At 71.9% G+C, this 13938-nt stretch carries 10 protein-coding genes; 6 read left to right on the top strand and 4 right to left on the bottom strand.

The window, feature by feature from the left end; genetic code table 11:
- Positions 1-4: 4 nt before the first annotated feature.
- Positions 5-898, bottom strand: coding sequence for an RNA polymerase sigma-70 factor (locus tag ACLQ3F_RS25090; protein ID WP_425851763.1), 894 nt, complete (start codon positions 896-898; stop codon positions 5-7).
- Positions 899-1077: 179 nt separating this feature from the next.
- On the opposite strand from ACLQ3F_RS25090, the gene ACLQ3F_RS25085 reads away from it, so the two are divergent.
- Entirely contained in the window at positions 1078-1461 is a 384-nt protein-coding gene (locus tag ACLQ3F_RS25085; RefSeq protein WP_396795328.1) for a DoxX family protein, read from the top strand.
- Positions 1462-1577: 116 nt separating this feature from the next.
- On the opposite strand, the gene ACLQ3F_RS25080 is transcribed toward ACLQ3F_RS25085, so the two are convergent.
- Positions 1578-2177, bottom strand: a complete 600-nt coding sequence (locus tag ACLQ3F_RS25080; RefSeq protein ID WP_425851760.1) for a TetR/AcrR family transcriptional regulator — start codon at positions 2175-2177, stop codon at positions 1578-1580.
- A 99-nt stretch (positions 2178-2276) separates the two neighbouring features.
- Here ACLQ3F_RS25080 and ACLQ3F_RS25075 point away from each other — a divergent pair, with 99 nt between their 5' ends.
- On the top strand, positions 2277-3434 hold the full coding sequence (locus ACLQ3F_RS25075) for an FAD-dependent oxidoreductase (RefSeq protein ID WP_425851758.1): 1158 nt from the start codon (positions 2277-2279) through the stop codon (positions 3432-3434).
- Between the two features lie 107 nt (positions 3435-3541).
- Here the strand turns inward: ACLQ3F_RS25075 and ACLQ3F_RS25070 are convergent, their stop codons facing one another.
- Both ACLQ3F_RS25070 and ACLQ3F_RS25065 read right to left on the bottom strand, forming a co-directional pair.
- Positions 3542-4009: a hypothetical protein gene (locus ACLQ3F_RS25070; protein WP_425851756.1), complete on the bottom strand. Its 468-nt coding sequence runs from the start codon at positions 4007-4009 to the stop codon at positions 3542-3544.
- A 139-nt stretch (positions 4010-4148) separates the two neighbouring features.
- A complete protein-coding gene (locus ACLQ3F_RS25065) occupies positions 4149-6854 on the bottom strand; it encodes an MGH1-like glycoside hydrolase domain-containing protein (protein WP_357201597.1) in 2706 nt (901 codons plus the stop codon).
- Between the two features lie 42 nt (positions 6855-6896).
- On the opposite strand from ACLQ3F_RS25065, the gene ACLQ3F_RS25060 reads away from it, so the two are divergent.
- From ACLQ3F_RS25060 to ACLQ3F_RS25045, 4 genes are all read left to right on the top strand, one after another.
- A complete protein-coding gene (locus ACLQ3F_RS25060) occupies positions 6897-8840 on the top strand; it encodes an amylo-alpha-1,6-glucosidase (RefSeq protein ID WP_425851753.1) in 1944 nt (647 codons plus the stop codon).
- A gap of 136 nt (positions 8841-8976) precedes the next feature.
- Entirely contained in the window at positions 8977-10311 is a 1335-nt protein-coding gene (locus ACLQ3F_RS25055; protein ID WP_425851751.1) for a glycosyltransferase family 4 protein, read from the top strand.
- Positions 10312-10394: 83 nt separating this feature from the next.
- A complete protein-coding gene (locus tag ACLQ3F_RS25050) occupies positions 10395-12131 on the top strand; it encodes a protein kinase domain-containing protein (RefSeq protein WP_425851749.1) in 1737 nt (578 codons plus the stop codon).
- A gap of 119 nt (positions 12132-12250) precedes the next feature.
- Complete coding sequence (locus ACLQ3F_RS25045) at positions 12251-13867, top strand: serine/threonine-protein kinase (RefSeq protein ID WP_425851748.1); 1617 nt, start codon at positions 12251-12253, stop codon at positions 13865-13867.
- The last annotated feature ends 71 nt before the right edge of the window (positions 13868-13938 follow it).

Genomic DNA, 13938 nt, shown 5'->3' with positions numbered 1-13938 from the left:
GCTCTCATCGGCGCAGGGTGGTCGCCCGCCGCATGTGCGACAGCTTCTCCGGGTTACGCACGGCGTAGACCCCGCTGATCAGACCGTCGTCGATCCGCAGCGCAAGGACCGTGTCGACCGCACCGTCGAGCCGCAGAACCAGCGCCGGGTGACCGTTGACCTGGGTGGGGTGCAGCGACATGGTCGCGGTCCTGGCGTGTGTGCTGCACAGCAGACGGGCCACCTTGTCGGCACCGGCGACAGGCCGCAGCACGGCCTGCTTGATGCCCCCGCCGTCGCCGAGGAGCACGACATCCGGCGCGAGGACGTCGAGCAGGCCCTGCACGTCGCCAGTTTCGACGGCCCGCCGGAACGCGTCCAACGCCCGCCGCGTGTCCGCCGCCGAGACCATCCCCCGGGGCCGGCGCGCGGCCACGTGCGCCCGCGCCCGATGCGCGATCTGGCGAACGGCGGCCGGACTCTTGTCGACCGCCTCGGCGATCTCGTCGTACCCGATGTCGAAGACCTCACGGAGGACGAACACCGCCCGCTCGGTCGGCGCGAGTGTCTCCAGCACCAGCAGCATGGCCATCGAGACGCTCTCGGCGAGTTCGACGTCGTCGGCGACGTCGGGTGCGGTCAGCAGCGGTTCCGGTAACCAGGAGCCGACATAGGACTCTCTGCGCCGACCGACCGCCTGCAGCCGGTTGAGCGACAGTCGGGTGGTGATCCGGACCAGGTAGGCGCGCTGGTCGCGCACCGCCGCGAGATCCGCATCCGCCCACCGCAGCCAGGTCTCCTGGAGTACGTCCTCCGCGTCCGCAGCCGAGCCGAGCATCTCGTACGCGACGGTGAAGAGCAGGTTCCGGTGGGTGACGAACGCGTCGACGGCCCGGTCCCCCCGACCGTCCGCGCTCATGATTCCGCCTCCCGCGTCCATGCGCCCTCCAGTCTCACCGAACTCGACCGCGTCGCCCACCAGACACCGGCCTCGCGACTTCTGTGACATCGAGCGTCCGTGCTCCTCGTCACGTCACGAGCTGTCACAGCGCACCGGCCGGCGGTGTCTCCTGTGCGACTCGTTACGGAAGGAAGCTCATGAACCTGGCACTGTGGATCGCGGCCGGACTGTTGGCCGCAGTCGCCCTGGCCGGCGGCATCACCAAGACGTTCGTACCCAAGCAGAAGTTGGCAGCACACAACGGCGGCGGATGGACCGGCGACGCCAGCGTGGGCTTCGTCAAGACCCTCGGGGTCCTCGAACTCCTGGCCGCGATCGGCCTCATCCTGCCCGCCGTGCTCGACATCGCACCGGTGCTGGTGCCGGTGACCGCCATCTGCTGGGTCCTGCTGATGATCGGCGCGATGATCACCCACCTGCGCTACGGCGAGGCGAGGTTCATCGTGCTGAATCTGGTCTACCTCGCGATCGCCGCGTTCGTGGCCTGGGGCCGCCTCGGACCCGAGCCCTTCAGCGGCTGACCTGAGCCCGCTCCTGCCCCGGCTGGCCGACGGCGCCCCGCTGGCCTCGCGCGATGAGGTCGCGGACCGCGCTGCGGAGACGCACAGGGCGCGGAACTGCCGGGGCGGCGCGGCGCTCAGGAGGGCGCGGCAGCCGGGAAGCCGTCGGTGAGCGCGCCGATCACCCGCTGGATCCGGTGGTCCGCCGCCGGGTCGGTGGGGCCGGTCAACGCGACGTGGTGCAGCACGCCGACCACCGCCAGGGCCAGTGCCTCGGTGTCGGCGTCGGCCGGCACGCGCCCGCGCGTCTGCTCGGCGGCCAGGTAGTCGGCGACAGCGCGTTCGATCCCCCGCAGCCCTGACATCCCACTGCCCAGGACCGCCTCGACGTTCGCCGTCAACTCCGGCCGGAACGCGGTCAGCCGGGTCAACGCCGTCAGCGTGCCCAGCGGTGTCGCCAGGACGGCCTGGCGCAGGTTGTCGGCGACAGTGCCGGACCCGGCGCGCTGCGGCAGGCCGGCCACCTCGCCGGTGATGTGGAAGACGCGGTCGACCGCGAACCCGGTCAGGAAGTCGTCGAAGGTCGCGAAGTGCGCGTAGAGCAGGCCGGTCGCGACGCCGGCCTCGCGCGTCACGGCCCGGCCGGTGAGCCGGCTCGGCCCCTCTTCAACGACCAACCGCTCGACGGCAGCGAAGAGCTGCTGTCTGAGCGCTGGGATGGCGACTCCGCGCGGCATGGCTGAAGTCTAGGCGGTTCCGCCGCCGTCGTTTGCGCCGGTATGAACAGTCGCTCATACTGGTTTGAGCAGATGCTCATTCTAGCGGCGAGGTGCTCGATGCGACGTGCGGTGATCGTGGGTGCGGGGATAGCCGGGCTGGCCACAGCCCTCCGACTCCACCAGGACGGGTGGCAGGTCATCGTGGCCGAGCGAGCCCTGGCCCGTCGCAGCAGCGGGTACATGGTGAATCTGATCGGGCCGGGCTACGACGCCGCCGAGCGCCTCGGCCTGCTCCCCGCGCTCTCCGCCGCCGACCTGGGCCCGTTCACCACAGTGCTGGTCCACGCCGACGGTCGGCCCAAGTTCACAGTGCCGTCCGCCATCGCCGAGGCCGCACTCGGCAAGCGGGCCCTCTCGGTGTTCCGCGGCGACCTGGAAGCCAGCCTCTTCGAAGCGGTGCGGGACCGGGTCGACATCCGCTTCGGCACCACCGTCACGTCCGTCGAACAGGACACCGACCACGTACGCGTGGAGTTGAGCGACGGCACCACCGAGCAGGCAGACCTGCTGGTGGGTGCCGACGGGGTGCACTCCGCCACCCGTACCGCAGTGTTCGGCCCCGACTTCCGGGTGGACCTCCCGTACCTCGTGGCCGCCTTCCCGCTGCCCCACCCGGTGCCCGGCGTGCCCGAGTCGTCCGCTACCACCCACATCGGTCCCGGGCGCACCGCGGCGATGGTCAACCTGGGCCCGCAGCGGTCGTCGGCGTTCTTCACCTATCGCAGCGCGGAGCCCGCCACCGACCTGCGACAAGGTCCGGTCGACGCGCTGCGGGCCGCATTCGGAGATCTGGCGGGTGGCGTGCCCGACGCGATCGACCATCTTGCGCAGGACCCGGCCAGCGCCTACTTCGACGCCGTCAGCCAGGTGGTCATGCCACGCTGGAGCACCGGCCGCGTCGTCCTGCTCGGAGACGCGGCCTGGTGCGTGACGCTCTTCGCCGGACACGGCGCGGCCCTCGCCCTCGCCGGCGCCGACCACCTCGGCGCCGCCCTGCGACGGCACGCCGACGACCTCCCGGCAGCACTAGCCGAGTGGGAGGCCGGACTACGCCCCGAGGTCGGCAAACGACAGGCACTCGCCCGCCGGGGCATGGCCCAGTACGCGCCACCCAGCCGATTCCACGTCTGGATGAGCGACCTGACCATCAGGGCGGTCACCCTGCCCGGCATCAGCAGTCTCGTCCGGCGAGGTATCGAACGGGCGAACCGCTGAGCGGCGCCGCGCGTCACATCGGTTGACGTGAAGCGCCCAGCGTTAGCGACACCACTACAACCTGGATCGAGCACGATCATGCCGGGGCCGGGCGCCTCGTCAGCTACCTACTGATCGAACAATGCCTTGATGCCATGGGTCTTGAGCAGTTCGGGCACGGGGTCCACGGAGCGCCGACGGCCGGGGCGCCAGATATGCCCTACATTGATGGACGCGTTGGGCCCCGGCACGTCGTAGGGACCGCCTCGGGGGTTGATCGCCAGGCTGGCCCCCCACATCCCCAGGTCCACCCAGCCCATGCGCTCGATCTCATCCCAGGCGTACGAACGCCGCAAGCCTTTGCGATCGCGGACCAGCAGCCCCAGGTCGTCAGCGAACACCGCGTTTCGTGAGCGCTGGACGGCGATGATGATCCATCCGGCGCCAAACACCAGGGCGGTCCAGCTGAACAGGTCGAAGAGCGCCCCGACAACGATCATCACGAGCAGGATCACGCCTGGTATCGCAATACCGGGCCAGACCCGCGACTGACCGAGGACCTGCAACTCGCCCACCGGCTTCACCGACTCCCCCATGGCCGATCACGATAGTGAATGGCCCACACACAGGCGCCCTGCGCGAACGACCCGCCGCCCGCCGCCCGCAGCGCGCGGAGCAGCGCGCTCAGGGCAGGGTGGGGGCGAGGGCGGGCACGGCACCCCCCCCCCCCGGGGGTCAGCGGCGGAGGGTGAGGATCAGGTCGGCCACCAGGGCCGTCCAGCCGGTCTGGTGCCAGGCGCCCAGGCCGGCCCCGTTGTCGCCGTGGAAGTACTCGGGGAAGGCGATCAGGTTGCGCCAGTCCGGGTGGGTCTGGAACATCTGAGCGGCACCGTAGATCGGCCGTCGACCCCAGTCGTCCTGGGTGAAGAGTGAGATCAACCGGGCGGAGAGGTCGTCGGCGATCTCGTCCAGGGTGTGCTTCACCCCGGAGCGGGTCGGGTACTCCACCTGGAGGTCGTCGCCGAAGAACGCCGCGTAGTCGCGCAACGCGCTGATCAGCAGGAAGTTCGTCGGCATCCAGATCGGGCCGCGCCAGTTCGAGTTGCCCCCGAACAATCCGCTGGTCGACTCGGCCGGCTCGTAGCCGACGGAGAACTCCTGCCCGCCGAGGTTGACCGAGAACGGCTTGTCCAGGTGCGCGCGGGACAGCGTACGGAGGCCGAAGTCGGAGAGGAACTCGTCCGGGTCGAGCATCCGGGCGAGCAGGCGGACCACCTGCTCCGGGCCGACCATGGACAGCAGTCGCTGCTGCCGGCCGTCGGGGCCCAACCGGCGGGTGCCGATCACCTGCGCGTACTCCGGGCGGTTGGTGAGGAACCAGCGCAGCCGGGCGCCCAGTTCCGGTAGGTGGTGCAGGGTCCGGGCGGTGAGCCGGGTGGTGGCGGCCAACGGCAGCAGCCCGACGACGGAGCGGACCTTCAGCGGCACCTTCGTGCCGTCGGCGAGGCGCAGCACGTCGTAGAAGAAGGCGTCCTCGTCGTCCCACAACCCCTGCTCGTACGCGGCGGCGGCGATGTACGCGAAGTGCTCGAAGAACTTGGTGGCGGTGTCCACCCAGGTCCGGTCGTGTTCGGCGAGCACGATCGCGATGTCCAGCAGGTTGAGCGCGTACATGCCCATCCAGCCGGTGCCGTCGGACTGCTCCAGCACCCCGGCGACCGGCAGCGCCGCCGAGCGGTCGAACGGCCCGACGTTGTCCAGCCCGAGGAAGCCGCCCTCGAAGACGTTGTTGCCGCCGGTGTCCTTGCGGTTGACCCACCAGGTGAAGTTGAGCAGCAGCTTGTGCATCACCCGGGCCAGGAACTCGTAGTCCCGGCCGCCGTCGATCTCGAACACCTTCAGCGCCGCCCACGCGTGCACCGGCGGGTTCACGTCACCGAACGCCCACTCGTACGCCGGGATCTGCCCGTTGGGGTGCAGGTACCACTCGCGGAGCAGGAGCAGGATCTGCTCCTTGGCGAAGCCCGGGTCGACCCGGGCGATGCTCACGCAGTGGAACGCCAGGTCCCAGGCCGCGTACCAGGGGTATTCCCACGGGTCCGGCATGGAGATGACGTCGAAGCTGGTCATGTGCCACCAGGCGCTGTTGCGCCCGTGCCGACGCCCGGCCGGCGGTGTCGAGCCCGGGTCGCCGTCGAGCCACCGTTTGACGTCGAAGTGGTAGAACTGCTTGCCCCACATCAGCCCGGCGATGGCCTGCCGGGCGACCAGCGCCTCGTCGGGGGTGGCGGCCGGCGGGATCACTCCGGCGAAGAACCGGTTCGCCTCGGCCCGCCGCGCCCACACCACGGCCTCGAAGCCGTCGCTGAGGTCGGCCGGGGGCGGCGGCGCGGCGGCCGGCGGCGACGCGGTGCGGGTCAGCCGCAGCCGGATCTGGCGCTGCCCGCCGGCCGGCACGTCGAGCACGTAGTGCAGCGCGCCCTTGGTGCCCTCGCGGGCCGGGTTGACAGTGGCCGCGCCGTTGACGACGTGGTCGTTGATGCCGTCCTTCGGGTACGGGGAGCGGCCGGGCAGGCCCCAGAGCCGTTCGGCGTTGGTGTCGTTGTCGCAGAGCAGCGGCACCGGGCCGCCGTCGCCCTCCAGCAGCAGTTGGCCGAACACCCGGTGTTCGCCGACGAGGCGGGTGCCCTGACCGGTCAGCCGGGGGATCCGGTCGCCGCCGGGCAGACCCCAGGACCAGGTGTTACGGAACCACAGGGTGGGCAGGACGTGCAGGGTGGCCGCCTGGTCGCCCCGGTTGGCGACGGTCACCACCATGCAGAGGTCGGTCGGGGACGCCTTGGCGTAGTCGACCGTCACCGCCCAGTACCTGTCGTCGTCGAAGATCCCGGTGTCGACCAGCTCGTACTCGGTGTCGTCGCGGCCGCGCAACGCGTTCACCGCGACGAGTTCGTCGTACGGGAAGGCGGCCTGCGGGTAGTGGTAGCGCCAGCGCATCCAGGAGTGGGTGGGCGTGGAGTCCTCGTACCACCAGTACTCCTTGGCGTCCTCGCCGTGGTTGCCGCTGTCGCCGCCGAGGCCGAACATCCGCTCCTTGAGGATCGGGTCCTTGCCGTTCCAGAGGGCGAGGGCGAACGCGAAGGTCTGTCGTTCGTCGCAGACGCCGGCCATCCCGTCTTCATTCCACCGGTAGGCTCTGGACCGCGCATGGTCATGCGGGAAGTAGTCCCAGGCCGTACCGTGCTCGCTGTAGTCCTCCCGTACCGTCCCCCACGCCCGCTCGGACAGATAGGGACCCCATGCACGCCAGTCCTGCTCCCCCGAGTCGGCCTGGGCGAGCCGGAGCCGCTCAGCGTCGGGTGGCGAGGCGTCGGAGGACGATCGGTCAGTGATCACGTGCACATCTTTGACGTCGCCGCGGTACTTGACCACAGCGGCCATTCTCGTCGTGGCGTGTTACACGTTGCCGCCGGTGGAGGAAACTTGATCGACATTCGGTTCGGCCCGCAGGTCTGCGGCGATCTGACCAGCGCGGCCAGCCGGGAGTGGCTGGTCCCCGACGGCCTCGGCGGCTACGCGATGGGCACCGTCAGCGGGCTGCGGACACGTCGCTACCACGGCCTGTTGGTGGTTCCCGGCGAAACGCCGGCGTCCCGTCAGGTGGGACTGGTGAGTCTTGATCCGGCGGTCACCCTGCCGTCCGGCGTACGGGTCCGCCTCGGCGCGCACGAGTGGGCCTCCGGCGACGTGGACCCGCGCGGCTTCGAGCTGTTGGAGCGCTTCGACCTGGTCGACGGGCTGCCCCGGTGGCGGTGGCGGATCGGCGCGGTGGTCATCGAACGGGAGCTGGCCATGCTGCCCGGCCGCTCCTGCGTCGCAGTGGTGCACCGACTGGTCGCCGGTGGTCCCGTGCGGCTGGAGCTGTCTGCCGCCTGCACCTGGCGGGACGCGCACGGCGAACGGCGAGCCGACGGCCCGGTCCCGCAGGTCGAGGCGGTGGCCGACGGCGCGGTGGTCGAGGGCGCGTACCGGCTCGCCGGCCCGGGCTGGACGCCCGAGGGGCAGTGGTGGCTGGGCGTGCACCACCGCGAGGAGGCCAACCGTGGTCTGAACGCGGACGAGGATCTCTGGTACGCGGGCCGCTTCTCCGGTGAGCTGGAACGCCCCGGCGACACGGTGTCGGTGCGGGCCTGGGCCGGTCGGCTCGACGAGGAGCCGCCGCCGGCAACGGAGATCGTGGCGACGGCCCGGCGGCGCAACCGGCGGGTGGTGGCGACGGCGAAGCCGGCCGACGACGTGGACGCCACCCTGGCGCTGGCCGCCGACGCGTTCGTGGTGCGCACCGACCAGGCGGCGGTCGACGTGGTGGCCGGGTACCCGTGGTTCGGGGCGTGGTCGCGGGACACGATGATCTCGTACGAGGGGCTGTTCCTCTGCACGGGTCGCGCCGACGAGGGTCGGGAGCTGCTGCGGGCGTACGCGGCGACGCTGTCCGAGGGGATGCTCGCCAACACGGCCGACACCGGTCGGGTGGAGTACAACACCGTCGACGGCACGCTGTGGTTCCTGCACGCGGTGAGCCGGCACGTCACCGTCACCGGCGACACCGACCTCGGCGACGAGCTGCTGCCGGCGCTGCGCACTGTGGTCGACGCGCACACCGCCGGCACCCGGTACGGGATCCGGGTCGACCCGACCGACGGGCTGCTCACCCAGGGCGCCGCCGGCACCGCGCTGACCTGGATGGATGCCCGCGTGTACGGGGTGCCGGTCACCCCGCGGACCGGGAAGCCGGTCGAGGTCAACGCGCTGTGGATCAACGGGTTGGCCGGGCTCGCGGAGCTGGCCGAGCTGGCCGGGCAGGACGCCGACGAGCTGTGGGGACTCCACCGGCAGGCCACCGCCTCGTTCCGGGAGCGGTTCCCGGCACCGACCGGCTGGCTGCACGACGTGCTGGACGCGCCCGCGCCGGCGTACCCGTTGGGTGGTGCCGCGGTGCACGACGACGACGCGTTGCGTCCCAACCAGTTGCTGGCCTGGTCGCTGCCGTACGCGCCGATGGAGCCGGACGAGGCGACGGTGCGGCGGGTCGGGGGCGGTCTGCTCACCCCGCTCGGGCCGCGCAGTCTGGCCCCGGATTCGGCGGAGTTCGTGGGCCGGCACCGTGGCGGCCCGGCCGAGCGGGACGGGGGCTACCACCAGGGCACTGTGTGGCCGTGGTTGCTCGGCCCGTACGTGGACGCGGCCCGCCGGGGGAAGATGTCCGTCGATGACGTTTTCGTCGGCATTGAAGCTCATTTGATGGAATATGGGTTAGGCTCAGTTAGCGAGACGGCAGATGGCCTCGCGCCGCACACCGCTACCGGGTGCCCGTTCCAGGCATGGTCGGTGGCCGAACTGCTGCGGGTGCGACGAAAGAGCCAGTAGCGCTTTACACGACCGCAACGGTGGTGTCGCCGCTGGTTATCGCGATCCCGGCAGGATTGGCCTCGATCCAGACGCGACGGCGACATCAATTCGGTGTCGGTCGGCGCGCGCCCGGGGACAATTCAAAGGGGGCCGCATGTCACTCGATGCCCACGTGATCGACATCAACCCCGCCCGACAGCTGCGGGTGCTGATGCTCTCCTGGGAGTACCCGCCGGTGCTCGTCGGCGGCCTCGGCCGACACGTGCACGCCCTCTCCGTCGCCCTCGCCGCCGCCGGCCACGAAGTCACCGTCGTCACCCGCCACAGCGAAGGCGCACCCCTGGAGGAATACGCCGACGGCGTCCGCATCCTGCGCGCCCCCGAAGACCCCGTCACCTTCCCCCTCGCCACCAGCTCCCTCCTGGCCTGGACCATGGCCTTCAACCACACCCTCACCCGCACCGCCCTGCGCGCCACCCAGGCCGGTGCCTACGACGTCATCCACGCCCACGACTGGCTCGTCGCGCACACCGCCGTCACCCTCGCCGAGCACCTGGACCTCCCGCTGGTCACCACCATCCACGCCACCGAGGCCGGCCGGCACCAGGGCTGGCTGCCCGAGGAGATGAACCGCACCATCCACGGGGTCGAACACTGGCTCAGCAATTCCTCCATCCGGGTGATCACCTGCTCGGGTTACATGCGCGACCAGGTGACCGCGCTGTTCGACGTACCTGCCGGCCAGGTCGACGTGGTGCCCAACGGGGTCGACGACCGGGCCTGGCGGGCCCGCCCCCGAGCGGTCGCGTCGGCCCGGGCACGGTTCGCCGGGGACGGCCCGCTGGTCGGGTACGCCGGCCGGCTGGTCTACGAGAAGGGCGTCCAGCACCTGGTGCACGCCATACCCCGACTACGCGAACGACACCCGGGGCTGCGCGTGGTGATCGCCGGCGACGGCCCGTACCGCACCGAGTTGGAGGCGGAGGCCCGGCGACTGGCGCTCAGCTCGACCGTCCGGTTCACCGGGTTCCTCGACTCCACCCAACTACCGGCGATGCTCGGCGCCACCGACGCGACGGTGGTCCCCAGCCTCTACGAGCCGTTCGGCATGGTGGCGCTGGAGGCGGCAGCCGCCGGAGCGCCCCTCGCCGTGGCCCGTACCGGCGGCCTCGCCGAGATCGTCGAACCCGGCGTGACCGGGGTGACGTTCCCGCACAGCGACCCGGACGCGCTCGCCGGCGCGGTCGGCCAACTGCTCGGCGACGAGGTCTTCGCCCGGCGGCTGGCCCGCCGGGCCCGCACGATGGTCGGCGAGCGGTACGGCTGGGCCACCATCGCGGCCCGCACCGCCGCCAGCTACGCCACCGCCCGCCGCGAACACGGCCCCGTGCAGGCCCGCCGCGCCGCCGCCCGACTGAGCGCCGGACGGACCCGCATCGCCATCCCGGAAGGGAACCTGCTCGCTGCCGCCGACCACGCCGCCTGCTGAGCCAAGTCGGTCGACCGATAGGTGACTTCCGATCCGCTGGTTAGGGTGTAGCCCGGACAGCGGCTGAGGAGGAGCGTGCACAGGTGCTGATCGCTGGTCGGTACCGGCTGCTCGACCTGGTGGGTCGCGGGGGCATGGGTCGGGTGTGGCGTGCCCGCGACGAGATGCTGCACCGCGAGGTGGCGGTCAAGGAGATCGTCCCACCGAGTTGGTTGGCCGATCATGAACGGGACGAGGTGCGCTCACGCACCATGCGGGAGGCGCGCGCCGCGGCCCGACTCAACCACCCCGCAGTGGTCCGGCTCTACGACGTCGTCGCGGTCGACGGCAGCCCGTGGATCATCATGGAGTACGTCCCGTCCCGCACCCTTCAGGACGTCGTCGACGCCGAGGGGCCGCTCGAGCCGGCCCGCGCAGCCCGGATCGGGCTGGCCGTGCTCGACGCGCTCCAGGCCGCGCACACCGTCGGAGTGCTGCACCGCGACATCAAACCGCAGAACGTGCTCGTGGCGCACGACGGGCGGGTGATGCTCACCGACTTCGGGCTGGCCACCTTCGACGGTGGCGACGGCGCGATGACCCGCCCCGGCATGGTCTTCGGCTCCCCGCAGTACGTGGCCCCCGAGCGGGCCGCCGAGGGGGTGTCCACGGTGGCCGCCGATCTGTGGTCACTCGGGGCGACCCTGCACGCCGCCGTGGAGGGCAAGTCCCCGTACGCCCGCAGCACCGCGATGGCCACCCTGAGCGCGCTGGCCGCCGGCCCGCCCGACCCCGCCCCCCACGCCGGGGCGCTCGCGCCGGTGCTGGAGGGGTTGCTGCGCCGCGACCCGCGCGAGCGCCTCGACCACGACGCGGCCCGTCGGTTGCTCACGATGGCCGCGACCGGCCGCGCCGACCTGCCGCCGGCGACCGACCGGCCCTCTGGTGACGGACCGGTGCCCGGGCTGATCGCCCACCCCGCCGCCGTCGACGGCGACCAGGACCCCACCATCCCGTTGCCCGATCCGTCCGACGAACCGAACCCCGCCCCGACCGCAACCGGAGGGGCCTCCCCCGCGCCGGGCGCGGACCGGGCGGCCCGGGGACCGGCCACCCGCCGACTGGCACTCATCGGTGTGGCGCTGCTGGTGGCCGTCGCGGCCGGTGTCGGTGCCGCGCTGACCTTCGCCGACGACAAGCCCGGCGACACGGTCGCCTCGTCCTCCCCGCAGCCACCGAACCGTCCAGCCGACAACAGGCCGGACGGACCAGGCGGACCGGGCGGACCGGGCCCCGACCGGCCTGGGCCGCCGCCCAACGGACGGGACGTCCCCCCGCCGCCGTTCGCGTGTGTCCGCCCGCATGTCGCCGGCACGCCGGTGCTGGCCGGCGACCCGGCCTCCGGCGAACAGTTCCGGCCACCGCCGGGCTGGGTCTGGCACGCCGACACCACAGGCTTCCGGGTCTCCGTGCCGGCCAGCTGGTACTACTCCCGCGACGACGGGGTGGCCTGCTTCCAGGACCCGGCGACCGGCCGGGCCTTCAGCGTCGCACCCGGCAACAGCGCCGACCCTCTGGTCCGGCTCCGCGCGGCCCGGGACGCTGCCGCCGGGGCCGGGGCGTTGCCGGGGTACGACGAGATCCGGCTCGCCGCCAGCGACGGCGGGGCGGAGTGGGAACTCCGGTGGCAGGCCCCCTACGGCGACCTGTGGCTGCACGCCCGGCAACAAACTGTCGCTGCCGGCCGCTGGACGCTGGCCTGGATCACCCACGACGAGGACTGGGCCGGGGCCGCAGCCGACTGGAAAAAGGTGCGAGAGAGTTTCCGACCACCCCGCTGACCTGCACCGTATGGCCATGATCGAGACCACCGTCCGTCGTGGATCGAGGCCGCTCAGTGGATGAATTAGCCGCCATTGGTGGCTATCGTGGATCCCGGGGTGACCGAGGGGGAGCGACCGTGCATCAGTTGCTGATCGCGGGTCGGTACCGGCTGCTCGACCTGGTCGGCACCGGCGGAATGGGCCGGGTGTGGCTTGCTCGCGACGAGATGTTGCATCGCGACGTAGCAGTGAAGGAGGTCGTGCCGCCGTCCTGGCTGGCCGAGACCGAACGCGAGGAGTTGCGGCTACGGACCCTGCGAGAGGCACGCACCGCCGCTCGCCTCAACCATCCCAACGTGGTCCGCCTCTACGACGTGGTGCACGACCGGGAGAGCCCCTGGATCGTGATGGAGTACGTGCCGTCGCGATCGGTGCAGCAGATCATCAGCGCCGAGGGGCCGCTGAGTCCGCAGCGCACCGCCCGGATCGGGCTGGCGGTGCTCGCCGCGTTACGCGCCGCCCACGCCGCCGGGGTGCTGCACCGCGATGTGAAGCCGCACAACGTGCTGGTCGCCGACGACGGGCGGGTGGTGCTCACCGACTTCGGGCTGGCCACCTTCGACGGCGGCGAGGGTGTGATGACCGGGCCCGGCACCGTGCTCGGCTCGCCGCAGTTCGTCGCCCCCGAACGGGCCCGCGAAGGGGTGTCCGACGCGCGCACCGACCTGTGGTCGCTGGGCGCGACGCTCTACGCCACTGTCGAAGGGCAGTCACCGTACGCGCGGTCGAGCGCGATGGCGACGCTCAGCGCGCTGGCCACCGAACCACCGGACCCGATGCGTCGGGCCGGCCCGTTGCGTCCCGTCCTCACCGGCCTGTTGCAGCGCGACCCCTGGCGGCGGTTGACCGCCGCCGAGGCGGAGGCGCTGCTGCGCACCGCCGAGGCGAGCCACGACGAGCCCGCCGCGTCGACCCGCTCCACGGCGGTCGCGGCGGTCCGTGACGCCGGACGGACCAGGACGACCCAACCGGTCGCCCCGTCGGGCGAGCCGGCCACACCGACCCCGAGCCCGCGGCGCCGACCCGGCCGACGACGGCGCCTGATCGCCCTGGGTGGTGCTGCTGCCGCTGTGCTCGTCGCGGGAGGCGTCACGCTCGCGCTGGTCAACCGGCACGACGACCAGACCCCCCCGTCCGGCTCGGGCGGTGGCGCGCCGACCTCCCGGCCGGCCGCGTTCGCCTGCACGTCTCCCCCGCCACCGTCGGCGACCCCGGTCGTGGCGGTGTCACCGCCACCCGGCGTGAAGTACGGGCTACGCGAGGGTTGGACCTGGTACGACGACCCGAGCGGGTTCCGGATCGCCGCGCCGGTGGGGTGGGCACGCTGGACCGAGGGCTCGGTGACCTGCTTCCGGAGATCCGGCGGGACCCGGGTGCTCAGCGTCGAGGCGGGGCCGGCCCGCCCCGATCCGGTGGCCCACTGGGAGGCCGAGGAGGATCGGCTGACCGCCAACGCGGCGCTGCCGGACTATCGCAAGGTGGACATCTCCGCGATGGACATCTTCGAGGGCGGCGCGGTGTGGGAGTGCGGCTGGCAGAACGCCCTCGGCGTTGCGGTGCACAGCTTCCGCTTGCTCGCCAACACCTCGGCCGACCGCTCCTACACCGTCTCGTGGTTGACAGAAGAGTTCGACTGGCAGGTCAACGCGGCATACTTGCCGATGATCCGGCAGAGCTTCACCCCCACCCTGTAACGCGGTCCGATGTGGACCGTCCGGGTGATGCCCCTGCGACGCCGACGCTTACTACAGTGGCGTAGTTTTGG

Origin of the sequence: Micromonospora sp. DT15, from assembly GCF_049841475.1 — a bacterium.
Classification (GTDB): Bacteria; Actinomycetota; Actinomycetes; order Mycobacteriales; family Micromonosporaceae; genus Micromonospora.
The sequence above is the reverse complement of the archived record's forward strand: the minus strand, read 5'-3'. Positions and strand labels throughout refer to the sequence as shown.